Raw genomic sequence first — 24,840 nt, 5'->3', positions numbered from 1 at the left:
TGTGTGGCCTTTGCGTCGTCTGCGGTCGCACGGGGCTCGGTGTGAGCCGGATCATATTAACTCAGAACAAGTTCACCATGTCAATGAACAGCACTTCCTTATCCGAACCGTTAATTCACCAGGTCAGAAGCACTTGTCAGGTGTAAAACTGACACACGTTCTACCCGGTGATTCCCCCCGATCAACCAGCGTTTTACCGCTATTGCTCCATCAGCGCGCCCGCGGCGAAATTGTGCTCAGGGTCACGGCCAGCAAAGTAATTCTGCAGCGTCGAACTCAGCTGGGCAGGGTCCCAGGCGGGGCCCTCGGCGCTGAATTTCCGCTCCGCGGTCGGCGCGGCGACCAATGTCACCTGTGGACCGTAGACGATGAAGACCTGACCGTTCACCTCGGCCGCCGCGGGCGACGACAGGAACTGCACCAGATTGACCACATGCTCGGGCGACAGCGGGTCGATGCCGCCCGCTTCCACCTCGGGTGCGTCGCCGAAGACGTCGGCGGTCATCGCGGTGCGCGCGCGGGGACAGATGGCGTTGGCGCACACGCCGTAGCGGCCCAGCGCCCGGGCGGCCGTCAGGGTGAGGGAGATGATGCCCGCCTTGGCGGCGCCGTAGTTCGCCTGCCCCACCGGACCGACCAGGCCGGCCTCCGACGCGGTGTTGACGATCCGCCCGAAAATCTGGCCGCCCGCCTCCTTGGCCGCCGACCGCCAGTAGGCCGCCGCGTTGCGGGTCAGCAGGAAGTGCCCGCGCAGGTGCACGGCGATGACCAGATCCCACTCCTCGTCGGACATGTTGAACAGCATCCGGTCGCGCGTGATCCCGGCGTTGTTGACCACGATGTCGAGCCCACCCAGCGCGTCGGCCTGAGCAACGAGTTCGTCGGCGGTCGAGCGTTCGCTGACGTCACCGGCCACCGCGACGGCCTTGGAGCCGGCGGAGTTGATTTCGTCGATGACGTCGGAGGCGTTCAATGCCGCGGCGATGTCGTTGACGACGACGGTGGCGCCCTGGCGGGCGAGGCCGAGCGCCTCGGCGCGTCCCAGGCCCGCGGCCGCACCGGTGACCACCGCGACCTTCCCGGACAGATCGGTCGCGTTCGTGCTGCTAGTCAATTTATGAATACCTCTAGTTTCGGCTTACGCGTTCTGGGCTCGGATTAGTCGCCGCGCAGGAGTGCCGCACGCGGGCATTCGGCGATCGCCTGCTCGGCCAGTTGCTCCTGATCGGCGGGAATGGGGTCGAGCTTCACCACGGCGTAGTCCTCGTCGTCGAGGTCGAAGATATCTGGGGCAATTCCCAAGCACACTGCGTTACCTTCGCACCGGTCACGGTCCACGATCACCCGCACAGCATCCTCCTTGAACCTGGCCTTCACTGCAGGACTTGCCTCTTCAATAGGTAAGTCCACCATAGGACCCCGATACCTCTGGGGAAACGGTCGCTGGATTCCCAGACTAGAACGTGTTACAACCGGGGAGGCGAACGGGTAGCCGTTGGTCGAGCTGCAGCCTGTGACGAGGGTTGTTACTCCGAACGTCGTTAACTTCGAGGACGGCCGAAATGCGTATCAGTTACACCCCGGAACAAGAGGAGCTGCGTCGCGAGCTGCGGTCGTACTTCACCCAGCTGATGACCCCCGAGCGCCGGGAGGCGCTGACCTCGACCGAGGGCGAGGTCGGGACGGGCACCGCGTACCGCGACACCGTCGCGCAGATGGGCAAGGACGGGTGGCTCACGCTGAACTGGCCCAAGGAGTACGGCGGCCAGGACCGCTCCCTGATGGACTCGCTGATCTTCACCGACGAGGCCGCCATCGCCGGCGTGCCGGTGCCGTTCCTGACCATCAACAGCGTCGCGCCGACCATCATGGCGTTCGGCACCGAGGAACAGAAGAAGTTCTTCCTGCCCAAGATCGCGGCCGGTGAGCTGCACTTCTCCATCGGCTATTCGGAGCCAGGTGCCGGCACCGACCTGGCCAACCTGCGCACCACCGCGGTGCGCGACGGTGACGACTACGTCATCAACGGACAAAAGATGTGGACCAGCCTGATCGCCTATGCGGACTGGGTGTGGCTGGCGGTGCGCACCAACCCCGAGGCCAAGAAGCACCGCGGCATCTCGATGCTGACCGTGCCGACGACCGCCGAAGGGTTCTCCTGGACGCCGGTGCACACGATGGCCGGGGTGGACACCAGCGCCACCTATTACTCCGACGTGCGCGTCCCGGTGACCAACCTGATCGGCGAGGAGAACGGCGGCTGGAAGCTGGTGACCAACCAGCTCAACCACGAGCGGGTCGCGCTGGTCTCGCCGCAACCGATCTTTCTGGCCCTGCGCGAGGTTCGCGAATGGGCGCAGAACACCAAGGACGCGGGCGGCGCCCGGCTGATCGATTCCGAGTGGGTGCAGATCAACCTGGCCCGGGTGCACGCCAAGGCCGAAGTGCTCAAGCTGATCAACTGGGAACTGGCCTCGGCGGCAAGCGAAGACCTGTCGCCCGCCGATGCGTCGGCGGCCAAGGTGTACGGCACCGAGCTGGCCACCGAGGCCTACCGGCTGCTGATGGAGGTGCTGGGTACCGCCGCGACGGTGCGCCAGAATTCGCCGGGCTCGAAGCTTTCAAGCCGGGTCGAGCGCATGCATCGGGCCTGCCTGATCCTGACCTTCGGCGGCGGCACCAACGAAGTGCAGCGCGACATCATCGGCATGGTCGCCCTCGGCCTGCCTAGAAACCGTTAAGCACCGCTGAGCCGCTACGTAATAGAAGGACGGACGTCATGGATTTCACCACCACCGAAGCGGCGAACGACCTCGGCAAGCTGGTCGACACCATCGTGGACTCGGTATGCACCCCCGAACACCAGCGTGAGCTCGACGGGCTCGATCAACGGTTCGACCGCGACCTGTGGCGAAAGCTGATCGACGCCGGCATCCTGTCCAGCGCATCGGCTTCGTCGCTGGGCGGCGACGGCTTCGGGGCGCTCGAGCAGGTGGCGATCCTGGTTGCGCTGGGACACCAGCTGGCCGCGGTGCCCTACCTGGAGTCGGTGATGCTGGGCGCGGGGGCGCTGGCCCGGTTCGGCTCCGAGGAGCTGCAACAAAGCTGGGGCGTGCCCGCGGTCAACGGCGAGAAGACGCTCGCCGTCGCCCTCGACGGCGAGATGGGCGACGGCCCGGTGCAGGCGACCGGCGCCGACGCCGGGTACCGGCTGACCGGAACCCGCACCCAGGTCGGCTTCGGCCCGGTGGCCGACGCGTTCCTGGTTCCCGCCGAAACCGATTCCGGCACCGCGGTTTTCCTGGTCGCCGCCGATGATCCCGGCGTCACGGTGACCGCACTGGAAACCACCGCCCTGGGCAGCGTCGGACATCTCGCGCTGGAGGGTACCGAGGTGGACGAAGGCCGCAAAGTGGGCGGCGCCGAGGTCGTGACATGGCTCGGCACGCTGGGCACCTTGGGCCGCAGCGCTTTTCAGCTCGGCGTGCTCGAGCGGGGCCTGCAGATGACGGCCGAATACGCGCGCGAGCGCGAGCAGTTCGACCGCCCAATCGGCAGCTTCCAGGCGGTGTCGCAGCGACTGGCCGACGGCTACATCGACGTCAAGGGGCTGCGGCTCACGCTCACGCAGGCGGCCTGGCGCGTCTCGGAAGACATCCCGGCCGAGATCGACGTCGCCAGCGCGGCCTTCTGGGCGGCCGACGCCGGCCACCGGGTGGCTCACACCATCGTGCACGTGCACGGCGGTGTCGGTGTCGACACCGATCACCCCGCGCACCGCTACTTTTTGGCCGCCAAGCAGACCGAGTTCGCCCTGGGCGGTGCCACCGGACAGCTGCGCCGGATCGGCCGGGAGCTGGCCGAGACGCCCGCTTAGGCGCGATGGAACTCACCGATGACCTGACGGTCACCAAGCTGCTGGAGCCGCTGGCCGAGATCGACGATCGGGGTATCTACTTCGAGGACTCGTTCACCAGCTGGCGCGATCACCTGCAGCATGGCGCCGCCATCGCCGCGGCGTTGCGTGCGCGGCTTGACCCCAGCCGGCCGCCGCATGTCGGTGTGCTGCTGGAGAACACCCCCTTCTTCTCGGCGATGCTGGTGGCCGCGGGCATGTCGGGCATCGTGCCGGTGGGGCTCAACCCGGTGCGGCGCGGCGAGGCGTTGCAACGCGACATCGCCCGGGCCGATTGCCAATTGGTGCTGGCCGACTCGAAATCGTCTGAAACGCTGGGCGATATCGAGCATGTGAACGCCGACTCCCCCGAGTGGGCCGGCGAGGTCGCCGCGCATCGCGACGCGCAGGTCTGTTTTCGGGCCGCCTCGCCCGCGGACCTGTTCATGTTGATCTTCACGTCGGGCACCAGCGGCGAGCCCAAAGCGGTCAAGTGCAGCCACGGCAAGGTCGCGATCGCGGGGGTGACGATGTCACAGCGCTTCGGCCTCGGCAGCGACGACGTCTGCTACGTGTCGATGCCCCTGTTCCATTCCAACGCGGTGCTGGTCGGCTGGGCGGTGGCGGCTGCCTGTGCGGGCTCGATGGCGTTGCGGCGCAAGTTCTCCGCCTCGAACTTCATCGTCGACGTGCGTCGCTACGGCGCCACCTACGCGAACTACGTGGGCAAGCCACTGTCGTATGTGCTCGCCACGCCGGAGCGGCCCGACGATGCGGATAACCCGTTGCGGGCGGTGTATGGCAACGAGGGCGTGCCCGACGACCTCGAGCGCTTCGGGCGCAGATTCGGGTGCGTCGTGCAGGACGGGTTCGGTTCCACCGAGGGCGGCGTGGCCATCGCGCGCACGCCCGATACGCCGGCGGGTTCGCTGGGTCCTCTTCCCGAGGGCATCGACATCATCGACCCCGACACCGGCACCTCCTGCCCGCCGGGCGTGGTCGGCGAGTTGGTCAACGCCGCGGGACCGGGGCGCTTCGAGGGCTACTACAACGACGAGTCGGCCGAGGCCGAGCGAATGGCCGGCGGCGTGTACCACAGCGGGGATCTCGCCTACCGCGACGACGCCGGCTATGCGTACTTCGCTGGGCGGCTGGGTGATTGGATGCGGGTCGACGGTGAAAACCTCGGCGCGGCCCCGATCGAGCGGGTGCTGCTGCGCCACCCAGACGTCACCGAGGTCGCGGTGTACCCGGTGCCGGACCCGATAGTCGGCGACCAGGTGATGGCGGCGTTGGTGTTGGCGCCCGGCGCGGAGTTCGAGGACGAGAAGTTCCGCGCGTTCCTGGCCGAGCAGCCGGATCTGGGGCCGAAGCAGTGGCCGTCGTATGTGCGGATCACCGCCGAACTCCCGCGGACGGTGACCTTCAAGGTGTTGAAGCGACAGTTGGCCGCGCAGGGTGTCGACTGCGGCGACCCGGTCTGGAAGATCCGGCGTTAGCGGCCCGCGGCGGGCGTTGCCGCCGGATGCGCCGTCATGGCAGTAAACTCAGCGCTTGATGAAAATCCGCAAAGTGATCGCCGGCGTGATGCTGGGTGGCTCGCTGGGTGGCGCTGCGCTAGGGCTGGGCGCCGGTTTCGCCATGGCGGAGCCGCCCCCACCGCCGCCGCTACCACCGCCGCCGCCGCCGCTGGTGTGGTCACCGCCGACACCGGATCCCGAACCGTGGGAAGCTCCTCCCCCGCAGGAGCCAGGGCCCCCGCTGCCGCCGCTCCCGCCGCCGTCGGGCTGACGATTCCGGGCCGGCACACGTAGTAGTTGAGCGCGGAAACCGCAATGAACACGCCGCAAGGACAAGGAGACGCGATGGTGGATGCGCCGGTCGCCCACCCCTGCGTCACCGTCAGCCGCGCCGATTGCCGAGCCGGCACATGACCGCACGGCCTCTGGAGCTCGCGCTGGAAGCGAGCTTCGAACAGCTTTCCGCCGCGGTGCCGGCGAACATCGGCGTCGCGATCGCCCGGCCGGACAGAACGTTCTCCCTGGGCAGCTGGTGGTCGGGCGTCGCCTGGTCGACCATCAAGGTGCCCCTGGCGATAGCGGCGCTGCGCAACGATTGGCTGGGCGCGCGCGATCTGGTCGTGAAGGCCATCACCGAATCCGACAATCGCGCCTCCGAACAGCTTTGGTCGCAACTGGGCGAGCCGGTGGATGCGGCGCGCCGGGTTCAGGTCGTGGTGGCCGAGGGCGGTGATACCGCGACCGTGGTCGAATCACGCCGACTTCGCCGTGGCTTCACCGCTTTCGGTCAAACCCAATGGAGCCTGCAGCGCCAGGCGCGGTTCGCCGCAGAGCTGTCGACGATCCCCGACGCCGCCGAAGTGATCGACCTGATGCAACGCCTGGTCACCGGTGATCAGTGGGGGCTGGCCGCCAAAGGCCTTGCCGCGAAAGGCGGTTGGGGTCCAGGTGTGCATGGTGGATACCTGGTCCGCCAGTTCGGCATTGTTCCGACGCCGTCCGGTGAATGGGGCGTGGCGCTGGCGGCGGACGCCGACGACGGCGCGTTCGAGACGGGCGTCGACGTGGCCAATACGATGGCGGACTGGCTGCTGAGCCGGCTCCCGACCCTAGCCCGTTATTGACGGCACCACGGCGTCGATCAGATGCGGGCCGGGTTCGGCGAAGGCGGCACGCAGCGCATCGGCCAATTCCTCGGCGGTGGTGACGCGGCGCGCGGGCACTCCCATGCCCTCGCTGATCTTCACGAAATCCATTGTGGGGTCTGATAGATCGAGTAGCGCCAGCGCTTCGGGCCCGGGCGCGGACCCGGCGCCGACGCGTTGCAGTTCGATCCGCAGGATGTCGTAGGCGCTGTTGTTGTACAGCACGGTGGTCACGTTGAGATTCTCCCGGGCCTGGGTCCACAATCCCGAAATCGTGTACATCGCCGAGCCATCGGATTCCAGACACAGCACCGGACGATGCGGGGCGGCCACCGCGGCGCCCACCGCTGCCGGGATGCCGTAGCCGATCGCCCCGCCGGTCAGGGTCAGCCAGTCGTGTGCCGGCGCCCCGGCGGTCGCGCCCGCAAGCAACACACCGGAGGTGTTCGACTCGTCGACAACGATGGCCTCTTCGGGCAACAACGCCCCGATCACGTCGGCGGCCGACGCGGAGGTCAGCTTGCCCGTCGGCAGCTGGGGACGCGATGCGGCCGCCAACGGCGCCTCGGTGCCGGGCGCCACCTGATCGGCCACGGCGATCAAAGCGTCTGCCGCACCGCTGTATTCGGCGAGCACGTGCACCTCGCAGCCGGCCGGTACCAGATCGCTGGGCATGCCGGGGTAGGCGAAGAACGACACCGGCGATTTGGCGCCGGCCAGCACCAGGTGCTTGGCGCCGTCCAGCTGGGCCGTGGCGGCCTCGGCGAAATAGGCGAGCCGCTCGACCGCGGGCACACCGGCGCCGCGCTCCAGCCGGGTCGGGAAGGTTTCGCACAACACGCGGGCGCCCGTGGCCGCCGCGATGCGGGTCGCCGCCGCCAGCCCCGCACGGCGGGTGGCGTCGCCGCCCACCATGATCACCGTCGGCTCGCCGGAACGAAGCACCTCGAGCACCTCCGGCGCCAGCAGCGGGTCGGCGCCCGTCGGCTGCGCCTCCAGGTTGGAGAACAGCTGAGCACCATCGGACCAGGACACGTCGGCGGGCAAGATCAGCGTCGAGATCTGCGATCCCGACCGGCTGGCCGCGATCCCCTCGACCGCATCGGCCGAAACCTGGGCGGCGTCACTGGTGCGCCGCACCCAGCCCGAGACGCTGCCGGCGAGCGCGTCGATGTCGGATTCCAGTGGGGCGTCGTACTTTTTGTGATACGTGGCGTGGTCGCCGACGACCACCACCATCGGCACCCGCGCGCGACGGGCATTGTGCAGGTTGGCCAGTCCGTTGCCCAGCCCGGGGCCCAAATGCAGCAGCACCGCGGCCGGGCGATCGGCGATGCGGGCATAACCGTCGGCCGCGCCGGTGGCGACCCCCTCGAACAGCGCCAGCACGCCACGCATCCGCGGGACGGCGTCCAGCGCGGCGACGAAGTGCATCTCCGAGGTGCCCGGGTTGGCGAAGCACACGTCGACGCCGCCGTCGACCAGGGTGTTGATCAAGGCCTGCGCACCGTTCACTTCATTGCCTCCAGTCGGAAAACTCGTTCGGCGTTGCCGCGCAGGAAATCTCGGCGACCGTCATCGGACAGCCCGAGTTCGTCCATTCCCGTCAGCGCGTGCTCGTGGGTGATCATCGGATAATTGGTGCCGAACAACACCTTTCGCTGCCCGGTGCCGGTCTTCATGAACCTGACGAGTTCGTCCGGCAACCGCTTGATGGTGTACGCCGAGGTGTCGATGTAGACGTTTTCGTGCTTGCGGGCCACCGCGACCATTTCCTCGGTCCACGGGTAGCCGACGTGGCCGCAGACGATCACCAGTTCCGGGAAGTCGAGCGCCACCTGGTCGATGTACGGAATCGGTCGGCCGGTCTCCGACGGGCGCAATGGGCCGGTATGGCCGACCTGGGTGCAGAACGGCACGCCGGATTCCACGCACTGGGCGAACAGCGGGTAGTAGCGGCGATCGGTGGGCGGGGCGTTCCACAACCACGGCACCACCCGCAGTCCGACGAATCCTCCGTCGGCGATCCGGCGCCGCAGCTCCCGGACGGCGTCCATCGGGCGGTCGAGGTCCACGGTGGCCAGGCCGGCGAGCCGATTCGGGTGTGCGGCAACCCATTGCGCCACCTCGTCGTTGGAGACCAGGTCCGCTCCACCCGGCCCGCGCCAGGCGCTGAGCACACCAAATTCGACGCCGGCGGCATCCATCGACGCCAGGGTCGTCTCGATCGGGATGTCGGTATCGGGGATGGTCTCGCCCGTCCACCGCCGCAGGGAGGCAAGCATGTCGCTGCGCAGGAACCGCGCGGTCGGATGCTGCATCCAGACATCGATCGCCATGCGATTGGACTCTAGACCGGGGCCGGCTGCCCGCCGCGCTCAGATGGTCAGCGCCGCGCGGGCGCAGGCGTGGGTCTGTTGCGCGTACCCGCCGCCGAACAGCACGACGTGCGCCAGCAGCGGGAAGAGCTGGTGCAGGCCGGTGCGTTCGCGCCAACCGGGCCGTAGCGGTCGGACCCGCTGGTAGCCGTCGATCACGGCGTCGTAGTGCGGACAGCCGAACAGCGCGAGCATCGCCAGGTCGGTCTCGCGGTGGCCGGCGTGCGCGGCCGGGTCGATGAGCACCACACCGTCGGGAGTCCACATCACGTTCCCGCTCCACAAATCGCCGTGTAGCCGGGCCGGCCGGTCGTCGTCGTCGAAATCGCCCGCATGGCAACGGGCCGCGACGGATTCGACGGCGCCGCGGGTGGCCGCGTCAAGTCACGGGGCGGCGAGGTCGGCCATCGGCCGCAGCCGTTCCTCGGCGTAGAACTCGCCCCAGCTACGGTGCCGGCGCAGCGACATCGGCAAGGGCTGCGACAGCGGTCCGAAAAAGCCGGGCCCGCCCCAGCCGTCCGGTCCCGCGCCGAAAGCCTGGCCGCCGGCGTCGTGCGTGGCGGCCAGCCGGCCGCCGAAGGTGCGCGCGGCCTCGGGGGTCGGGCTCACCGATTCCAGGCGCCGCAGCGTCAGGCTCGCGTCGTCGACGGAGACGACCCGCGCACAGGGCACGCCGCCGGCGGCGGCGGAAAGCCATTGCAGCCCCGCGGCTTCCCAGGCGAAGAAACCGTCGGGCGCACCAGAACGGCGCTTGACGAAGTCGGTCACACCGCGCGGGGGCCTAGCGCTGAAAACACATCACGCGGTGGCGTGTGCGGCGTGTACGTCGTCGGCCGGGCGGGCCTCGGTCTGCTCCTTGGCCCAGCGGTAGTCGGGCTTACCGGCCGGCGACCGCTTGACCTCGTCGACCAGCCACAGGCTGCGCGGCACTTTGTAGCCCGCGATCTCGGAGCGCACGAAGCTGTCCAGCTCGGTCAGCGTGGGCCGGGCGCCCGCCCGGGGCTGTACGACGGCGGCGACGTGTTGCCCGTACCGGGGATCGGGCACGCCGACCACCAGCGCGTCGAAGACGTCGGGGTGGCCCTTGAGCGCGGCCTCGACCTCCTCGGGGTAGATCTTCTCGCCGCCGCTGTTGATCGACACCGAGCCGCGGCCCAGCATCGTGACAGTGCCGTCCTCCTCGACCGTGGCATAGTCGCCGGGGATGGCGTAGCGCACGCCGTTGAAGGTCTTGAACGTCTCGGCGGTCTTCTTCTCGTCCTTGTAGTAACCGACCGGGATGTTGCCCTTCTTGGCGATGAAGCCGCGCACCCCGGAGCCGGGCTTGACCTCGTTGCCCTCCTCGTCGAGGACGACCGTGCGGTGGTCGATCGTCACCCGTGGGCCACCGGCGTGCGGCGCGTCCTTGGCGACGATGCTGGTTCCGCCGAACCCGGTCTCCGAGGAGCCGATGGAGTCGGTGATGACCCGGTTGGGCAGCAGTTCGAGGAACTTCTCTTTGATGCTCGGCGAGAACAGCGCCGCGGTGGAGGCGAGCAGGAACAGCGACGACAGGTCGTATGCTTCCCCTTCTGCGCTTTTCTGCGCTGCCAGCAGCGCGTCGAGCAGGGGACGTGCCATCGCGTCGCCGGTGAAGAACAGCAGGTTCACCTTGTGTTTGTGGATCGTGCGCCACACCTCGTCGGCGTTGAATTCCGGTGCCAGCACCGTGGTTTGGCCCGAGAAGATCGACATCCAGGTGGCCGACTGGGTGGCGCCGTGGATCATCGGCGGAATCGGGTGGCGGATCATCGGCGGGTTGGCAGCGGCGGCCTTGGCCAGGTCGTACTCGTCCTCGACGAATTCGCCTGTGGCAAAGTCAGTTCCGCCGAACAGCACCCGGTAGATGTCCTCGTGACGCCACATGACGCCCTTCGGAAAGCCGGTGGTGCCGCCGGTGTAGAGCAGGTAGATGTCGTCGGCGCTGCGCGGGCCGAAGTCGCGCTCGGGCGAGCTCTGCGCGATCGCGGAGTAGAACTCGACGCCGCCGTAGCGGGTGAAGTCGTTGTCGCTGCCGTCCTCGACGACCAGGATCGTCTTGACGTCGGGGGTGTCCGGCAGCACGTTGGCCACCCGGTCGGAGTACTGGCGCTCGTGCACCAGCGCGACCATGTCGGAATTGTCGAACAGGTAGCGCAGCTCGCCCTCGACATAGCGGTAGTTGATGTTCACCAGGATGGCGCCCGCTTTGACGATGCCGAGCATCGCGATGACGATCTCGATGCGATTGCGGCAGTACAGTCCGACCTTGTCGTCCTTCTTCACCCCCTGCTCCATCAGATAGTGGGCAAGGCGGTTGGCCTTCTCCTCTAACTCGGCATAGGTCAACTTCTCGTCGCCGCAGATCAGGGCGACACGGTCGGGCACAGCGTCGATGGCGTGCTCTGCAAGGTCGGCAATATTCAAGGCCACGGCCACCAAATTAGAACGTGTTACATTTCGTGGCAAGCTCGTGCCCATTGTCGAGGGAAAGGCGGTAGCCGTGACCGTGGAGAATGCCGGAACCCCAGCAAACACCGAAAACGGGGATACCGGACCGGACGCGCTGGTGGAACAACGTGGTCACACCCTCATCGTGACCATGAATCGCCCGCACCGCCGCAACGCCTTGAGCACGGAAATGATGGAAATCATGGTCCAGGCCTGGGACCGCGTCGACAACGACGAAGACATCCGCTGCTGCATCCTGACCGGCGCCGGTGGCTACTTCTGCGCGGGCATGGACCTCAAAGCGGCAACCCAGAAGCCGCCCGGCGAGTCGTTCAAGGACGGCAGCTACGACCCGTCGCGAATCGATGCGTTGCTCAAGGGCCGGCGGCTGAAGAAGCCGCTGATCGCCGCCGTCGAGGGCCCGGCCATCGCCGGGGGCACCGAGATCCTGCAGGGCACCGACATCCGGGTGGCCGGTGAGAGCGCCAAATTCGGCATCTCCGAGGCCAAGTGGAGCCTGTACCCGATGGGCGGATCCGCCGTCCGGCTGGTCCGCCAGATCCCCTACACCGTGGCGTGCGACCTGTTGCTGACCGGGCGGCACATCACCGCCGCCGAGGCCAAGGAGATCGGCCTGATCGGTCACGTCGTGCCCGACGGGCAGGCGCTGACCAAGGCGCTCGAGATCGCCGAGGTCATCGAGAACAACGGGCCGTTGGCCGTGCAGGCGATCCTCAAGACGATCCGCGAGACCGAGGGGATGCACGAGGAAGAGGCCTTCAAGCCCGACACCGCCAACGGCATCCCGGTGTTCCTCTCCGAGGACTCCAAGGAAGGCCCCCGGGCGTTCGCCGAGAAGCGCAAGCCCAACTTCAAAAACCGTTAGCCGCGCGCCGGGTGCGGGGTCGGCGCCCCGCCTCCCGGTCCACTCCCCTTCCGCGAGCGAACGACCCGAATTCAGCTCAGCAGCGGCGCACTCGGGGTGAACACCACCGGCATCGATTCCAGGCCGCTGACGAAGTTCGCCGGCCGCAGCGGCAGGGTGGAGTCGTCGTCGGCCAGCCTGAGATCCGGCAGCCGCTTGAGCACCCGCTCGGTCATCATCGACAACTCCAGTCTGGCCAGCTGGTTGCCCAGGCAGAAGTGCGTACCAAAGCCGAAAGCCATGTGGCTGTTGGGGTTCCGCCGGATGTCGAACTTGTCCGGCTCGTCGAACACCGACTCGTCGAAGTTGCCCGACTCGAACAGCAGCATGATCTTCTCGCCCTCACGCAGCGAGGTGCCGTGAAAGTCCGTATCTGCAGTGAGAGTTCTGCACATGTTCTTCACCGGCGACGTCCAGCGCAGCATCTCCTCGATGGCGCCGGGCAGCAACGAAGGGTCGCGCACCAGGGCATCCCACTGATCGCGGTGACGCACCAGCTGCTCTGTCCCTCCACTCAAGGTGTGCCTGGTGGTTTCGTCGCCGCCGATGAGGATGAGCAGCGTCTCCATCACGATCTCGTCGTCGGACATCCGCTGCCCCTCCACCTCGGCGTTCACCAGGATGGAGAACAGGTCGTCGGTGGGCTCGGTTCGCCGCTTGGCGATGATGTCCATGGTGAAGGCGGTGTAGGCGGCGAAAGCCTGCATAACGGTTCGGAATTCGGCCGATTCCGGGTCGATGTGCGAGCTCAGCCCGCACACCAGGTCGTCGGACCACTTCAACAGCATGCTGCGTTCGGAGGGCAACACGCCCAGCATGTCGCCGATCACCGCCATAGGCAATGGGGCGGCGATGTCGCGGACGAAGTCGCACTCGCCGCGCTCGCACACCGCGTCGATCAGGGTGTCGCACAGCGTGGCGATGGACGGTTCCTTCTCCTTCACCCGCTTGCGGGTGAAGCCGGCGTTGACCAGCTTGCGCCGCAACAGATGCGCGGGATCGTCCATGTCGATCATGTAGGGCATGCCCGGCTGATCGGGGCGGATGCCGCCCGTGCTGGAGAAGAGTTCCGGATTGCGCTCGGCGTCGAGGATGGCTTGATAGGTGGTGGCGCCGGCCAGGCCGTTGCGATCACGAAACACCGGCTGGTTGGCGCGCATCCAGCGATAGGCCTCGCGCGAGGTGTGCCGGTCTGCGTAGAAATTACCGTCTGCCAGGTCGATGTTCGAGATTGCTTCCGGGATGGTCGAACTCATCTACAGCCTCCAAATATTGACGAGCGGATTACAGTAACCGGCATGGCCGAGTCACAACACGTAGTTGCAGGGACAGTCCTCACCATGCCGGTGCGGATACGAAAAGCGGACGTGCACACCGCGATGTTCTCGGTGAATGCGCAAGCGGCGCAACGCCTTATCGACTACAGCGGCCTGCAAGTATGCCAGCACCGCCCCGGCCGGGCGGTGGTGAACCTGATGCTGGCGCGTTATATCGACGGCGACTTGGGGCAGTACCACGAATTCGGCACCGCGGTCATGGTCAATCCGCCCGGCTCGACGGCGCGCGGGTTGCGGGCGCTCGGTGATGCGGCCGCGTTCATCCACCATCTGCCCGTCGACCAGAGTTTCACGCTGGAAGCCGGCCGCTCGATCTGGGGATTCCCGAAGATCATGGCGGACTTCACCGTTCGCGAGCAGGGCCGGTTCGGATTCGACGTCAGCGCCGACGGCACACACATCGCCGGCATCGACTTCGCCCGCGGATTGCCGGTGCCCTCGATGTTCACCTCGCGGCCGCAGGTGCTCAAGACCTACACCTTCGCCGACGGCACCACCCGGGAAGTGCCCTGGGAGATGCGGGTGCGCGGGCTGCGTGGCCGGCCCGGCGGGGCGGCGTTGCGCCTGGGCGATCACGCCTACGCCAGGGAGTTGGCGTCGCTGGGGCTGCCGAAGCGGGCGATGGTCGCTGGATCGGTCGGCCACGTCGAGATGACTTTCGGCGACGCGCACCCGCTCGGCTGACCGGCCGGCCCGGCAGCGACTGCCCGGCTCTCCCCCATATCGCGCGGCGCACTGCGTCGTCGTCGCCCGTGCCATCCGGACAATCTAGAACGCGTTCTAAGTCCCTGGCAAGGAAATTAGAACGCGTTCTATTTTGCCGTGGGCGGACCTCAGATCAGCGTCGCCAGCTCGCGGACCTGCTCCGTACTGCGGCCGGAGACCACCATCATGGTGACTCCGGCGGCCTCCCAGGCCTTGATCTGCTTACGCACGTAGTCCAGGTCGCCGACGATCGCGGCGTCGTCGATCACCTCGTCGGGGATGATTTCCGCGGCCTTGTCCTTCTGGTTGCTGCGGAACAGCTTTGTCACGTCGTCGACAACCTCGGAGTAGCCCATCCGGCGGTAGACGTCGGCGTGGAAATTGGTGTCTTCGGCACCCATTCCGCCCATGTAGAGCGCGATGTAGGGCTTCATGGCCGCGAAGGCGGCGCCGCGGTCCTCGGTGATGACGATGTTGGCGGTCGCGCAGATCTCGAAGTCCTCGCGGCTGCGGCGGGCGCCCGGCCGGGCGAACCCCTCGTCCAGCCACTCGTTGTAGGTGTCGGCCATGCGCGGCGTGTAGAAGATCGGCAGCCAGCCGTCACAGATCTCGGCGGCCAGCGCGACGTTCTTCGGCCCCTCGGCGCCCAGCATGATCGGGATGTCTGCCCGCAGCGGATGAGTGATGGGCTTGAGCGGCTTGCCCAGACCCGTTGCGCGCTCACCGGTCAGCGGCAGCGGGTAGTGCGGCCCGGCACTGGTCACCGGCGCCTCGCGCGCCCACACCTGCCGGATGATGTCGATGTATTCACGGGTGCGGGCCAGCGGCTTGGGGAACGACTGGCCGTACCAGCCCTCGACCACCTGCGGACCGGAGACGCCGAGGCCGAGGACGTGCCGGCCGCCGGACAGATGGTCCAGCGTCAAAGCCGCCATGGCGCAGGCGGTCGGGGTGCGGGCGGACAGCTGGACCACCGAGGTGCCCAGCCGAACCCGGGACGTCGAGGACCCCAGCCAGGCCAGCGGTGTGTAGGCGTCCGAGCCCCAGGCCTCGGCGGTGAAGACGGCGTCGTAGCCGGCGTCCTCGGCCGCGGCGACGAGCTCGCCGTGGTTCTGCGGCGGCTGAGCGCCCCAATATCCCAGCTGCAATCCCAGCTTCATTCTCGTTGCCCTTCCGTGGTGGACCCGATGTTGAATCCGTTCTTAGAACCTGTTCTACTCGATGGCGTGACAGCCAGCTCGAGTAGCCCGCCCCTGATGGATCACCCTGAGCCACCACTCGCCGCACCACTGACGTTGGCCTTCGACTACACCCGTTCGGTCGGTCCCACGCTGAGCAAGTTCTTCACCGCACTGCGTGACCGTCACGTCCTGGGCGTGCGCGGATCGGATGGCCGGGTGCATGTGCCGCCGCCGGAATATGACCCGGTCACCTACGAGCCGCTGGGCGAGATGGTACCGGTGTCCAGCGTCGGCACCGTGGTCTCGTGGACGTGGCAGCCCGAACCGCTGGAGGGCCAGCCACTGGACCGGCCGTTCGCCTGGGCGCTGATCAAATTGGACGGCGCCGACACCCCGCTGATCCACGCCGTGGACGCGGGCGACCCGAAGGCCATCAAGACCGGCACCCGGGTCCATGTGCACTGGGTCGACGAGCCGGTGGGCGCCATCACCGACATCGCGTATTTCGCACTCGGCGAGGACGCCGAAACGGTGACCGAGCGGTCCGACGGCGACAAAGACCCGGTGACCATGATCGTCACGCCGGTCTCGCTGACCATCCAGCACAGCGCCTCGCACGAGGAGAGCGCCTACCTGCGCGCCATCGCGCAGGGCAAGCTGCTCGGTGCGAAGACGGGCGAGAACGGCAAGGTCTATTTCCCGCCGCATGGCGCCGACCCGGCCACCGGCCAGCCGACCACCGAGTTCGTCGAGTTGCCGGACAAGGGCACCGTCACGACGTTCGCGATCATCAACATCCCGTTCCAGGGTCAGCGCATCAAGCCGCCCTATGTGGCGGCCTACGTGCTGCTCGACGGGGCCGACATCCCGTTCCTGCATCTGGTCGCCGACATCGACGCCCACGAGGTCCGGATGGGCATGCGCGTCGAGGCGGTGTGGAAACCTCGCGAGGAGTGGGGATTTGGCATCGACAACATCGAGTACTTCCGGCCGACCGGGGAACCCGACGCCGACTACGACACCTACAAGCACCACCTGTAAAGGGCTTACCTGCACATGAGCGCTCGCAACGTTGCGGTCGTCGGCTTTGCCCACGCCCCCCACGTCCGCCGCACCGACGGCACCACCAACGGTGTCGAGATGTTGATCCCGTGCTTCGCCCAGCTGTACGAGGAGCTGGGCATCGAAAGGACCGACATCGGCTTCTGGTGTTCGGGATCATCCGATTATCTTGCCGGCCGGGCATTTTCATTCATCTCCGCGATCGACTCCATCGGTGCCGTCCCGCCGATCAACGAATCGCACGTCGAGATGGACGCGGCCTGGGCACTTTATGAGGCCTACATCAAAATTCTGACCGGCGAGGTCGACACCGCGTTGGTGTACGGCTTCGGCAAGTCCTCGGCCGGCATCCTGCGTCAGATCCTGTCGCGGCAGACGGACCCCTACACCGTCGCGCCGTTGTGGCCCGATTCCATCTCGATGGCCGGACTGCAGGCGCGCATCGGGCTCGACTCCGGCAAGTGGACCCAGGAGCAGATGGCCCGGGTGGCCTTCGACTCCTTTGCCAACGCCCGCCGGGTGGACAACGTGGAGGGGTCCATCAGCGTCGCCGAATTGCTGGAGCGGCCGTTCGTCGCCGATCCGTTGCGGCGTCACGACATCGCTCCGATCACCGACGGGGCCGCGGCCATCGTGCTGGCGGCCGGCGACCGGGCGCGCGAGCTTCGCGAAAACCCGGCGTGGATAACGGGAATCGAGCACCGCATCGAAACCCCGTCGCTGGGCGCGCGTGACCTCACCGAGTCCCCGTCGACCCAGGCCGCGGCCCGGGTGGCCACCGGCGGCCGGACGGACAACCTCGATGTGGCCGAAATCTGCGCGCCCTTCACCCACCAGCATCTGATCATCGCGGAAGCCATTCGGATCCCGGGACCAACCAAGGTCAACCCGTCCGGCGGAGCGCTGGCGGCCAACCCCATGTTCGTCGCCGGACTCGAACGCATCGGCTTTGCGGCACAACACATCTGGAACGGTTCGGCCGAGCGGGTGCTGGCGCACGCCACCAGCGGGCCTGCGTTACAGCAGAACCTGGTCGCGGTGATGGAAGGAAAGAACTGATGGCCGGTGCAGGGCCAAACGTTGCTGCGGTACTAGGTACCGGACAGACAAAGTACGTCGCCAAACGCCAAGACGTTTCGATGAACGGCCTGGTGCGCGAGGCAATCGATCGGGCGCTGGCCGATTCCGGCAGCACCTTCGACGACATCGACGCGGTCGTGGTCGGCAAGGCGCCGGACTTCTTCGAAGGCGTCATGATGCCCGAGCTGTTCATGGCCGACGCCATGGGCGCTACGGGCAAGCCGATGATCCGGGTGCACACCGCCGGATCGGTGGGCGGGTCCACCGGGGTGGTGGCCGCCAGCCTGGTGCAGTCCGGCAAGTACCGCCGCGTGCTCGCGATGGCGTGGGAGAAGCAGTCGGAATCAAACGCCATGTGGGCGTTGTCGATTCCGATCCCCTTCATCAAGCCGGTGGGTGCCGGTGCGGGTGGATACTTCGCCCCACACGTGCGTTCCTACATCCGCCGGTCCGGTGCGCCGCTGAACATCGGTGCCATCGTCGCGGTCAAGGACCGGCTCAACGGCAGCAAGAACCCGCTGGCACACCTGCAACAGCCAGACATCACGGTGGAGAAGGTGATGTCGTCGCCGATGCTGTGGGACCCGATCCGTTACGACGAAACCTGCCCGTCGTCCGACGGCGCCGCCGCCGTCGTGATCGGCAACGAAGAGGCCGCCGAAGCCCGACTGGCGCAAGGACATCCGGTGGCCTGGATTCACGCCACCGCGTTGCGCACCGAGCCGCTGCAGTTCTCCGGGCGCGACCAGGTCAGCCCGCAGGCCGGCCGCGACGCGGCCGCGGCGCTGTGGAGGGCCGCCGGCATCGAGAGCCCGATCGATGAGATCGACGCCGCGGAGATCTATGTGCCGTTCTCCTGGTTCGAACCGATGTGGTTGGAAAACCTCGGCTTTGCCGCCGAGGGCGAAGGCTGGAAACTCACCGAAGCCGGCGAAACCAAGATCGGCGGCCGGTTACCGGTGAACCCGTCGGGCGGCGTGCTGTCGTCGAACCCGATCGGCGCCTCCGGCCTGATTCGCTTCGCCGAGGCGGCCATCCAGGTGATGGGCAAGGGTGGTGACCACCAGGTGCCCAACGCACGAAAGGCGTTGGGGCATGCCTACGGCGGTGGCTCGCAGTACTACTCGATGTGGGTGGTGGGGGCTGACAAGCCCGCGGCCCAGAAGGTCGATGCGTGACTGCGCCGACGACGATGCAGTGGGGGCACCTCCCGCTTGCGGGGGACGCAGCGATGAGGTGGGGGTACCACCCGCTTGCGGGGGAGAGCGGCGCCGTTGACTGAGCATCCCGCGCACGAGGCCGGCCGCCGCTCCCGCGAGGCGGTGGCGGCCCGGGACAAGGACGCGTGGCTGGCGGTGTTCGCCGACGACGCCATCGTCGAGGACCCGATCGGTCCCTCGGTGTTCGACCCCGAAGGCCTGGGACACCGTGGCCGGGATGCGATCTCGGCCTTCTGGGACAAGGCCATCGCGCCGACCACGAAGATCGAGTTCTTCTTCCGCGACACCTATCAGTGTGGCAACGAGGAAGCCAACGTCGGGCACATCCTCATCACCACGGGCGAGTACCAGACGACCGCCGAGGGCGTCTTCACCTACCGGGTCAACACCGAGGGCAAGATGGTGGCCCTGCGTGCGTACTGGGAGATGGAGCGCGCGGCGGCCAACACACGCAAGGTCTAGAGCGGTTCCAGCCCGGCCAGGTGTCGCTGGGCAAGCTCGCGGTAGGCCTGCGGGTTCACCTTCACCCACATTTCGGCGCCGGTCCCGGCGACCGGTCCCCTGATCTGGGCCGGCGCGCCGACGGCCAGCATTCCGGCCGGGATCTGGGTGCCGGCCGTCACCAGTGAATGCGCGGCGACCAGGCTGCGCGCGCCGATCACCGCGCCGTCCAGCACGGTGGCGTGGTTGGCGATCAGCGCCTCCTGCCCGACGTGGACCCCATGAATGACACACAGATGCGCGACCGTCGCGCCGGGACCGATGTCGACCGGAATACCGGGCGGCGCGTGCAGAACCGACCCGTCTTGGACGTTGGCGCCTTCGCGCACCACGATGGGCCCGTAGTCGCCCCGCAATACGGCGTTGAACCAGACCGAGGCCCCCGCCTCCACCACGACGTCGCCGATCAGAGTGGCCGTCGGGGCCACGAAAGCGGTGGGATCGACCCGTGGTGCACGGCCCTCGAACGCAAACAGCGGCATCGTTTACATATACCCCAGTGCGCATAGGTCGCGGAAAACCCCAGCCAGGCGCGCCGTCGTTGCGCGCCCCCGGCGCAAAACTGTAACGTGTTCTAGTTAGAGGGCCCAGCGAGTTGGAGGTAACAGGTGAGTACCGACACCAAGGCGGTCGGCATCCGGGAAATCGATCCCGGCGCCTTGCCGACCAGATACGCCCGCGGCTGGCACTGCCTGGGTGTTGCAAAGGAGTTCCAGGACGGTAAGCCGCATTCGATCGAGGCGTTCGGCACCAAGCTGGTGGTGTTCGCCGACTCGCAGGGTGACATCAAGGTCCTGGACGGGTACTGCCGCCACATGGGCGGGGACTTGTCGGAAGGCACCATCAAGGGCGACGAGATCGCCTGCCCGTTCCACGACTGGCGCTGGGGCGGTGACGGCCGCTGCAAGCTGGTCCCCTACGCCAAGCGCACACCCAAGACGGCGCGCACCCGGTCGTGGACGACCGACGTGCGCGGCGGCCTGCTGTTCGTCTGGCACGACCACGAGCAAAACCCGCCGGATCCCGCCGTGCGCATTCCGGACATCCCGGAATCCCACAGCGACGAGTGGACGGAGTGGCGGTGGAACCGCATCCTCATCGAGGGGTCCAACTGCCGCGACATCATCGACAACGTCACCGACATGGCGCACTTCTTCTACATCCATTTCGGGTTGCCGACGTACTTCAAGAACGTCTTCGAGGGCCACATCGCGTCGCAGTACCTGCACAACGTGGGCCGGCCCGACGTCAACGACCTCGGCACGTCATACGGCGAGGCGCATCTGGATTCGGAGGCGTCCTACTTCGGGCCGTCGTTCATGATCAACTGGCTGCACAACAGCTACGGCGGGTACAAGGCCGAGTCGATCCTGATCAACTGCCACTACCCGGTGACTCAGAACTCGTTCGTGCTGCAGTGGGGCGTCATCGTCGAAAAGCCCAAGGGCATGGACGAAAAGATGACCGACAAGCTGTCGAAGGTCTTCACCGAGGGCGTCAGCAAGGGCTTCCTGCAGGACGTCGAGATCTGGAAGCACAAGACCCGCATCGACAATCCGCTGCTGGTCGAAGAGGATGGCGCGGTCTACCAGCTGCGTCGTTGGTACCAGCAGTTCTACGTCGATGTCGCCGACATCGAGCCGGAGATGGTGGAACGCTTCGAAATCGAGGTGGACACCACCCGCGCCAACGAGTACTGGAACTCCGAGGTCGAACAGAACCTCAAGGCCAAGGACTCCGAGGCGGACGAGACGGCTACCGACGACGTGCCCGCCGAGCAACACTAGCGTTCATGGGCGACGACCAGCCGGCGGTACCCGACGTCGATCAGCTCGCGCGGTCGATGTTGTTGCTGCATGGCGATCATCACGACCACGACGAGCAGCCGTCCGGCTCGGAACGCAAGGGTGGATCCTGGTCGAAGTCAAGCGATTTCGTCAACGATCCGCAGCGCGCCGCGGCCGTCGCCGAAGCCAGCCGCGCCGACCGCGAGCGTTATCTCAACTCGGGCCTGCTGCCGGTGGACTGCCGGTTCTGCCATGTGCGGGTCACCGTCCGCAGGCTCGGGCCGGGACACACCGCCGTGCAATGGAACACCGAAGCGTGGCAGCGCTGCGCACACTTCACCGAGGTACGTCAGGCCGGGGGTGATACCGCGCGCACCCGGTCGTGCCCCAAACTCGCTGACAGCATTGAGCATGCGGTCGCCGAGGGCTACCTCGACGACGACCCGGACGACGACTGAGCGACCGTCGGGCCTCGGGCCCAGCGCCCTGCCCCGCGCCCTTCGCTCGGCGGCATGGGTATTGTGCCCGCCAACCCCAGAAGCCCCTGTGATTACAGGCCGGCGAACCGCTCCTTGACCATCTCGGTGCTGAGGCCGTAGTCGGCCAGCGAGTAGGTGTGTTTGGGCGCCCGGGCGCCGGACTGGCTTTCGGCGTGGGTCTTTTCCATGGCCGCTTTGGCCTCGTCGGTCAGCGTGATACCGAAGTGCCGGTAGATATCTGCGACCGTGCCCAACGGGTCGGCGATCAATTCCTTGTAGTCGACGTCATAGAACTGCGCCGGGCTGTATTTGGCCCTGGCGGTGTTGAACCGCTCCAGCCCTCGCGACCAGGTTTCCATTGCGTCAGCACCGATCTGGGCGCCGGTGAAGGACGTTGACCATCCCTCGGCGGTGTGCTGCGCCAGTGAGCACATCGAGGCCATGATGGTCTCGACCGGACGATGGGTCTGGATCACCAACGCGTCGGGATAGGTCGCCATCAACGCGTCCAACGCGAACAGGTGGCTGGGGTTCTTCAGCACCCACCGCTTGTCGGCGTCGTTCAGCCCGATCAGCTGAAGGTTGCGGCGGTGCCGCCGATACGACGGCGTCCAGTCCTGCCGGGACAGCCACTGCGAGTAGGTGGGCAGGTGCGCCAGGGTTTCGTAGGACGCCGAATGCAGCGACTGCCGCAGCAGCTGCCAGCACTCCTCCAGCTCGTACGCCGCCATGAAATGCAGACCCGTGTAATCCGGATTTTCGGCATGGTGCTTGTTGAACTGCGCGTTCAGCTGGCTGTAATACGGGTTGGAATCCCAGGTTTCACGAGGCGGACGCGGCTGCGGGAATTCGGCCAGCCACAGATGCAGGCCCTGGTGCGCTGGATCGGCGCCCAGCAGCCGGTGCAGGGCGGTGGTGCCGGTGCGCACCAGTCCGGTGACGAAGATCGGCCGCTCGATGACGACGTCGGCGTGCTGAGGGTATTGCTTCCAGGCAGCTTCGGAAAGCAGCCTGGCGACCAGCGCACCGCGTAGGAAGAACCGATTCATCTTGCTGCCCAATGGCGTCAAGTCGGCGTCGCGCCGGTAGGAGTCAAGCAGCACTTCCAGCGCTTCGAGGTAGTTGTCGTCGTTGCTACCGAAATCGTCGAGCCCAATCATCATGCTGGCCGACGCCTTCAGGTCGTCAACGGTGCCGACATCGGTACGTTCCGCCATCAGGTGTGGTACTCCCCGCAATTGACGTCCAGGGTCTGCCCGGTGATGCCGCTGGACAGGTCGCTGGCCATGAACAGAATCGCCGAGGCCACCTCGTCCTCGGTCGGCAGCCGCTTAAGGTCGGAGCCGGCCGCGGTGGCCTGGTAGATCTGCTCGGCCGTGGTGCCGTACTTGCCGGCCTGGTGGTTGAAGTAGCCCTGCAGCGTTTCGCCCCAGATATAGCCGGGCGCAACGGAATTGACTCGAATCCCCTGCTCGCCCAACTCGGTGGCCAGCGAATGCGACATGGACAGCAGCGCGGACTTGGCCATCTTGTAGGCGCCGTACTTCGCCTGCGAGTGCCGCAGCACCATGGAGTTGACGTTGACGATCGAGCCCTTCGACTCGGCCAACGCCGGCGTGAACCCCTGGATGAGCCTCAGTGCCCCGAGCGCGCTGAGTTCGATCGCGTCGCGGATATGCTGAAAGCTGGTGCCAGAGAACGGTTTCAGCGACGGCACCCGGAACGCATTGTTGATCAGTACGTCGACCTTGCCGTAGGCCTCCATGGTGGCATCCACCAGGTTAGTCACCTGGTCGTCCTCGGTGATGTCGGCGCGCACCGTTGTGGCACGGCCTCCGAGGTCGGCGATCTGCTTGGCGACGTCGTCCAGTCGTTCCTGCGTGCGGGCTGCCAGCACCAGGTCGGCGCCTTCTCGCGTGCACCGGTGCGCCAGCGTGGTACCCAGGCCCGGGCCGACGCCGCTGATCACCACCACCTTGCCGTCGAGCAACTTCGTCATCCCAGCATCCTTGCCTGAATCTGTTGGTGGCGCAGCGCAATACGGGCGCGCCAGTCGTCCTCTGAAATTTTGTTGTGGTCGAAGTACGGCAACGCGGCCGGAACCTTGTCAATGTCGACCACCTCGACCGTCGGACCGTCGGCGTCGGTGAGCTGACGCGACACCCGCTGCCAGCGGAACTGCAGGAAGCCTCGCCGGTGGCCGACCGTCTCCGCCCAGTTGGTCACTCCCGGGTTCTGCTCGGCAACCACGATGCGGACCTTGCCGTCCGGATCCGCCTGGGCCTGAGTGTTGTTCAGCGAGGTCTGGTGGTTGATGTAGTCCAGGGAGATGTACCAGAGGCTGCCCAGCTGGAAACCGAGGTAGGGCGCATCGGAGACCGGGATGGTGATGACCATCGCCTGATCCGGGCGCAGGTCGAAGTGCCCGACCGACGAGTACTGCGTGGACAGTCCGCCCGGAGTCAGCCGCGGCGGCACCATGGTGTTCACCGGCAGGTCGAGATAGAACCATTGCGGGAATTGCAGCCAGGTCTTCACTCGCTGGACAAGTTGCTTTCCGGCTGTGGCGTAACGCTTTTCGATGAGCTCACGGGTCAACGGCGGCGGCGCGGTGCCTGCCGTGTCGAGCCGGGAGATCGCCAGCGTGCCGCGCTGCGCCGACCAGTCGCCGTACACCTCGCGGATCACCAACTGTCCGGGGCTGGTCGGTCGCACCCGCCACTCGAAGCTGCCGTCGGACGCGATCTCGAGCTCGCGATCGTCGAACGCGGCCTGGCTGACGGGCACGAAGTCGTCCGTGTACTCGCCGCCGAGTAGCTGAAAACTCAGGTCGGTGGTGGTTCCGCGCCTGCCCGTGACGACGTAGTCGTGGTTGGCGTGCACCCGGGTACCGAAGTAAAGCGTGTCGGGGTTGTCCAGGCCCATCTTGGTGAACGGCCCGGTGCCCGACTGCAGGAAGGGATGGTCGCGGTCGTAGTCGACGGCCAGATGGATGCAGCCCGAGATACAGCCGGCCAAATACTGCAACCCTTCGAGCAGGTCGGCCTCGGTCTCGATGAACGGTGCGCCGGCCACCAACTGCTCGGCCTCTGCGATCGCTTTGGTGAGGGAATCAGAGAACACGCCTAGACGCTAGAACGTGTTCTACTTTTTCGT

24 protein-coding genes and 2 pseudogenes are annotated in these 24,840 nt (G+C 66.8%); 14 read left to right on the top strand and 12 right to left on the bottom strand.

Going from position 1 to position 24,840, the window contains the following annotated elements; translation table 11 throughout:
* Positions 1-199 precede the first annotated feature (199 nt).
* A complete protein-coding gene (locus tag ACIUM1_RS17740; RefSeq protein ID WP_406813929.1) occupies positions 200-1,114 on the bottom strand; it encodes a 3-oxoacyl-ACP reductase in 915 nt (304 codons plus the stop codon).
* Between the two features lie 44 nt (positions 1,115-1,158).
* A complete protein-coding gene (locus ACIUM1_RS17735) occupies positions 1,159-1,350 on the bottom strand; it encodes a ferredoxin (protein WP_064951960.1) in 192 nt (63 codons plus the stop codon).
* Between the two features lie 212 nt (positions 1,351-1,562).
* Here ACIUM1_RS17735 and ACIUM1_RS17730 point away from each other — a divergent pair, with 212 nt between their 5' ends.
* From ACIUM1_RS17730 to ACIUM1_RS17710, 5 genes are all read left to right on the top strand, one after another.
* Positions 1,563-2,741, top strand: coding sequence for an acyl-CoA dehydrogenase (locus ACIUM1_RS17730; protein ID WP_406813928.1), 1,179 nt, complete (start codon positions 1,563-1,565; stop codon positions 2,739-2,741).
* Between the two features lie 38 nt (positions 2,742-2,779).
* On the top strand, positions 2,780-3,877 hold the full coding sequence (locus ACIUM1_RS17725; protein WP_406813927.1) for an acyl-CoA dehydrogenase family protein: 1,098 nt from the start codon (positions 2,780-2,782) through the stop codon (positions 3,875-3,877).
* A gap of 5 nt (positions 3,878-3,882) precedes the next feature.
* Entirely contained in the window at positions 3,883-5,394 is a 1,512-nt protein-coding gene (gene fadD17 / locus ACIUM1_RS17720) for a long-chain-fatty-acid--CoA ligase FadD17 (protein WP_406813926.1), read from the top strand.
* A 58-nt stretch (positions 5,395-5,452) separates the two neighbouring features.
* On the top strand, positions 5,453-5,686 hold the full coding sequence (locus tag ACIUM1_RS17715) for a hypothetical protein (protein WP_406813925.1): 234 nt from the start codon (positions 5,453-5,455) through the stop codon (positions 5,684-5,686).
* Between the two features lie 139 nt (positions 5,687-5,825).
* Positions 5,826-6,539: a hypothetical protein gene (locus ACIUM1_RS17710; RefSeq protein ID WP_406817728.1), complete on the top strand. Its 714-nt coding sequence runs from the start codon at positions 5,826-5,828 to the stop codon at positions 6,537-6,539.
* Here the strand turns inward: ACIUM1_RS17710 and ACIUM1_RS17705 are convergent.
* The 4 genes and pseudogenes from ACIUM1_RS17705 to ACIUM1_RS17690 form a co-directional block, all read right to left on the bottom strand.
* The gene (locus ACIUM1_RS17705; protein WP_406813924.1) at positions 6,525-8,075 is read right to left on the bottom strand and encodes an acetolactate synthase large subunit; all 1,551 of its coding nucleotides are present in this window, start codon (positions 8,073-8,075) and stop codon (positions 6,525-6,527) included. The genes ACIUM1_RS17710 and ACIUM1_RS17705 overlap by 15 nt on opposite strands.
* Positions 8,072-8,899 carry an amidohydrolase family protein gene (locus tag ACIUM1_RS17700; protein ID WP_406813923.1) on the bottom strand — a complete coding sequence of 276 codons (828 nt, stop codon included), beginning with the start codon at positions 8,897-8,899 and terminating at the stop codon, positions 8,072-8,074. Before ACIUM1_RS17700 ends, ACIUM1_RS17705 begins: the two co-directional genes overlap by 4 nt.
* Before the next feature lie 39 nt (positions 8,900-8,938).
* Positions 8,939-9,706, bottom strand: a pseudogene (locus ACIUM1_RS17695) (fructosamine kinase family protein).
* Positions 9,707-9,736: 30 nt separating this feature from the next.
* Positions 9,737-11,395 carry an acyl-CoA synthetase gene (locus ACIUM1_RS17690; RefSeq protein ID WP_406813922.1) on the bottom strand — a complete coding sequence of 553 codons (1,659 nt, stop codon included), beginning with the start codon at positions 11,393-11,395 and terminating at the stop codon, positions 9,737-9,739.
* A gap of 163 nt (positions 11,396-11,558) precedes the next feature.
* On the opposite strand from ACIUM1_RS17690, the gene ACIUM1_RS17685 reads away from it, so the two are divergent.
* A complete protein-coding gene (locus ACIUM1_RS17685) occupies positions 11,559-12,293 on the top strand; it encodes a crotonase/enoyl-CoA hydratase family protein (RefSeq protein WP_406817727.1) in 735 nt (244 codons plus the stop codon).
* Positions 12,294-12,364: 71 nt separating this feature from the next.
* On the opposite strand, the gene ACIUM1_RS17680 is transcribed toward ACIUM1_RS17685, so the two are convergent.
* Complete coding sequence (locus ACIUM1_RS17680) at positions 12,365-13,588, bottom strand: cytochrome P450 (RefSeq protein ID WP_406813920.1); 1,224 nt, start codon at positions 13,586-13,588, stop codon at positions 12,365-12,367.
* Between the two features lie 42 nt (positions 13,589-13,630).
* Between ACIUM1_RS17680 and ACIUM1_RS17675 the strand changes: the two genes are divergently transcribed.
* Entirely contained in the window at positions 13,631-14,353 is a 723-nt protein-coding gene (locus ACIUM1_RS17675; RefSeq protein ID WP_406813919.1) for an acetoacetate decarboxylase family protein, read from the top strand.
* Positions 14,354-14,502: 149 nt separating this feature from the next.
* On the opposite strand, the gene ACIUM1_RS17670 is transcribed toward ACIUM1_RS17675, so the two are convergent.
* On the bottom strand, positions 14,503-15,534 hold the full coding sequence (locus tag ACIUM1_RS17670; protein ID WP_406813918.1) for an LLM class F420-dependent oxidoreductase: 1,032 nt from the start codon (positions 15,532-15,534) through the stop codon (positions 14,503-14,505).
* Positions 15,535-15,600: 66 nt separating this feature from the next.
* Between ACIUM1_RS17670 and ACIUM1_RS17665 the strand changes: the two genes are divergently transcribed.
* The 5 genes and pseudogenes from ACIUM1_RS17665 to ACIUM1_RS17645 all read left to right on the top strand — a co-directional run bounded on the left by ACIUM1_RS17665 (position 15,601) and on the right by ACIUM1_RS17645 (position 19,379).
* On the top strand, positions 15,601-16,596 hold the full coding sequence (locus ACIUM1_RS17665) for a Zn-ribbon domain-containing OB-fold protein (RefSeq protein ID WP_406813917.1): 996 nt from the start codon (positions 15,601-15,603) through the stop codon (positions 16,594-16,596).
* 15 nt (positions 16,597-16,611) lie between these two features.
* Positions 16,612-17,676 carry a thiolase domain-containing protein gene (locus tag ACIUM1_RS17660; RefSeq protein WP_406813916.1) on the top strand — a complete coding sequence of 355 codons (1,065 nt, stop codon included), beginning with the start codon at positions 16,612-16,614 and terminating at the stop codon, positions 17,674-17,676.
* Positions 17,676-18,875, top strand: coding sequence for a thiolase domain-containing protein (locus ACIUM1_RS17655; protein WP_406813915.1), 1,200 nt, complete (start codon positions 17,676-17,678; stop codon positions 18,873-18,875). The genes ACIUM1_RS17660 and ACIUM1_RS17655 overlap by 1 nt, the downstream gene beginning before the upstream one ends.
* Positions 18,868-18,973 (top strand): annotated as a pseudogene (locus ACIUM1_RS17650) (hypothetical protein); the annotation flags it as partial. The gene ACIUM1_RS17655 and the pseudogene ACIUM1_RS17650, both read left to right, overlap by 8 nt.
* On the top strand, positions 18,972-19,379 hold the full coding sequence (locus ACIUM1_RS17645; RefSeq protein WP_406813914.1) for a nuclear transport factor 2 family protein: 408 nt from the start codon (positions 18,972-18,974) through the stop codon (positions 19,377-19,379). The pseudogene ACIUM1_RS17650 and the gene ACIUM1_RS17645, both read left to right, overlap by 2 nt.
* Here ACIUM1_RS17645 and ACIUM1_RS17640 read toward each other — a convergent pair.
* Entirely contained in the window at positions 19,376-19,900 is a 525-nt protein-coding gene (locus ACIUM1_RS17640; protein WP_007772475.1) for a gamma carbonic anhydrase family protein, read from the bottom strand. The two genes, ACIUM1_RS17645 and ACIUM1_RS17640, sit on opposite strands and share 4 nt — an antisense overlap.
* A 126-nt stretch (positions 19,901-20,026) precedes the next feature.
* Between ACIUM1_RS17640 and ACIUM1_RS17635 the strand changes: the two genes are divergently transcribed.
* Together ACIUM1_RS17635 and ACIUM1_RS17630 are read left to right on the top strand one after the other, a co-directional pair.
* Complete coding sequence (locus ACIUM1_RS17635; protein WP_406813913.1) at positions 20,027-21,205, top strand: Rieske 2Fe-2S domain-containing protein; 1,179 nt, start codon at positions 20,027-20,029, stop codon at positions 21,203-21,205.
* Positions 21,206-21,210: 5 nt separating this feature from the next.
* Positions 21,211-21,663, top strand: a complete 453-nt coding sequence (locus tag ACIUM1_RS17630) for a hypothetical protein (protein ID WP_406813912.1) — start codon at positions 21,211-21,213, stop codon at positions 21,661-21,663.
* Positions 21,664-21,755: 92 nt separating this feature from the next.
* Here the strand turns inward: ACIUM1_RS17630 and ACIUM1_RS17625 are convergent, their stop codons facing one another.
* Genes ACIUM1_RS17625 through ACIUM1_RS17615 form a run of 3 tightly spaced genes read right to left on the bottom strand, consistent with a single transcriptional unit; the run spans position 21,756 to position 24,807 of the window.
* A complete protein-coding gene (locus ACIUM1_RS17625; protein WP_406813911.1) occupies positions 21,756-22,901 on the bottom strand; it encodes a sulfotransferase family protein in 1,146 nt (381 codons plus the stop codon).
* Entirely contained in the window at positions 22,901-23,683 is a 783-nt protein-coding gene (locus ACIUM1_RS17620) for an SDR family oxidoreductase (RefSeq protein ID WP_406813910.1), read from the bottom strand. The genes ACIUM1_RS17625 and ACIUM1_RS17620 overlap by 1 nt, the downstream gene beginning before the upstream one ends.
* Positions 23,680-24,807 (bottom strand): hypothetical protein, encoded by a 1,128-nt coding sequence (locus tag ACIUM1_RS17615; RefSeq protein ID WP_406813909.1) that lies wholly within the window; start codon positions 24,805-24,807, stop codon positions 23,680-23,682. The genes ACIUM1_RS17620 and ACIUM1_RS17615 overlap by 4 nt, the downstream gene beginning before the upstream one ends.
* Between the last annotated feature and the right edge of the window lie 33 nt (positions 24,808-24,840).

This window comes from Mycobacterium sp. M23085 (assembly GCF_045343915.1).
Classification (GTDB): domain Bacteria; phylum Actinomycetota; class Actinomycetes; order Mycobacteriales; family Mycobacteriaceae; genus Mycobacterium.
This window is presented reverse-complemented; position numbering and strand designations above follow the sequence as displayed.

Bases quoted from the DNA above. Each gene is read 5' to 3' on its own strand.
- ACIUM1_RS17655 (WP_406813915.1), top strand. From the start codon at position 17,676: ATGGCCGGTGCAGGGCCAAACGTTGCTGCGGTACTAGGTACCGGACAG.
- ACIUM1_RS17680 (WP_406813920.1), bottom strand. From the start codon at position 13,588: ATGAGTTCGACCATCCCGGAAGCAATCTCGAACATCGACCTGGCAGAC.
- ACIUM1_RS17675 (WP_406813919.1), top strand. From the start codon at position 13,631: ATGGCCGAGTCACAACACGTAGTTGCAGGGACAGTCCTCACCATGCCG.
- ACIUM1_RS17660 (WP_406813916.1), top strand. From the start codon at position 16,612: ATGAGCGCTCGCAACGTTGCGGTCGTCGGCTTTGCCCACGCCCCCCAC.
- ACIUM1_RS17685 (WP_406817727.1), top strand. From the start codon at position 11,559: ATGAATCGCCCGCACCGCCGCAACGCCTTGAGCACGGAAATGATGGAA.
- ACIUM1_RS17700 (WP_406813923.1), bottom strand. From the start codon at position 8,899: ATGGCGATCGATGTCTGGATGCAGCATCCGACCGCGCGGTTCCTGCGC.
- ACIUM1_RS17670 (WP_406813918.1), bottom strand. From the start codon at position 15,534: ATGAAGCTGGGATTGCAGCTGGGATATTGGGGCGCTCAGCCGCCGCAG.
- fadD17 (WP_406813926.1), top strand. From the start codon at position 3,883: ATGGAACTCACCGATGACCTGACGGTCACCAAGCTGCTGGAGCCGCTG.
- ACIUM1_RS17625 (WP_406813911.1), bottom strand. From the start codon at position 22,901: ATGGCGGAACGTACCGATGTCGGCACCGTTGACGACCTGAAGGCGTCG.
- ACIUM1_RS17620 (WP_406813910.1), bottom strand. From the start codon at position 23,683: ATGACGAAGTTGCTCGACGGCAAGGTGGTGGTGATCAGCGGCGTCGGC.
- ACIUM1_RS17640 (WP_007772475.1), bottom strand. From the start codon at position 19,900: ATGCCGCTGTTTGCGTTCGAGGGCCGTGCACCACGGGTCGATCCCACC.
- ACIUM1_RS17630 (WP_406813912.1), top strand. From the start codon at position 21,211: ATGGGCGACGACCAGCCGGCGGTACCCGACGTCGATCAGCTCGCGCGG.
- ACIUM1_RS17725 (WP_406813927.1), top strand. From the start codon at position 2,780: ATGGATTTCACCACCACCGAAGCGGCGAACGACCTCGGCAAGCTGGTC.
- ACIUM1_RS17715 (WP_406813925.1), top strand. From the start codon at position 5,453: ATGAAAATCCGCAAAGTGATCGCCGGCGTGATGCTGGGTGGCTCGCTG.
- ACIUM1_RS17730 (WP_406813928.1), top strand. From the start codon at position 1,563: ATGCGTATCAGTTACACCCCGGAACAAGAGGAGCTGCGTCGCGAGCTG.
- ACIUM1_RS17710 (WP_406817728.1), top strand. From the start codon at position 5,826: ATGACCGCACGGCCTCTGGAGCTCGCGCTGGAAGCGAGCTTCGAACAG.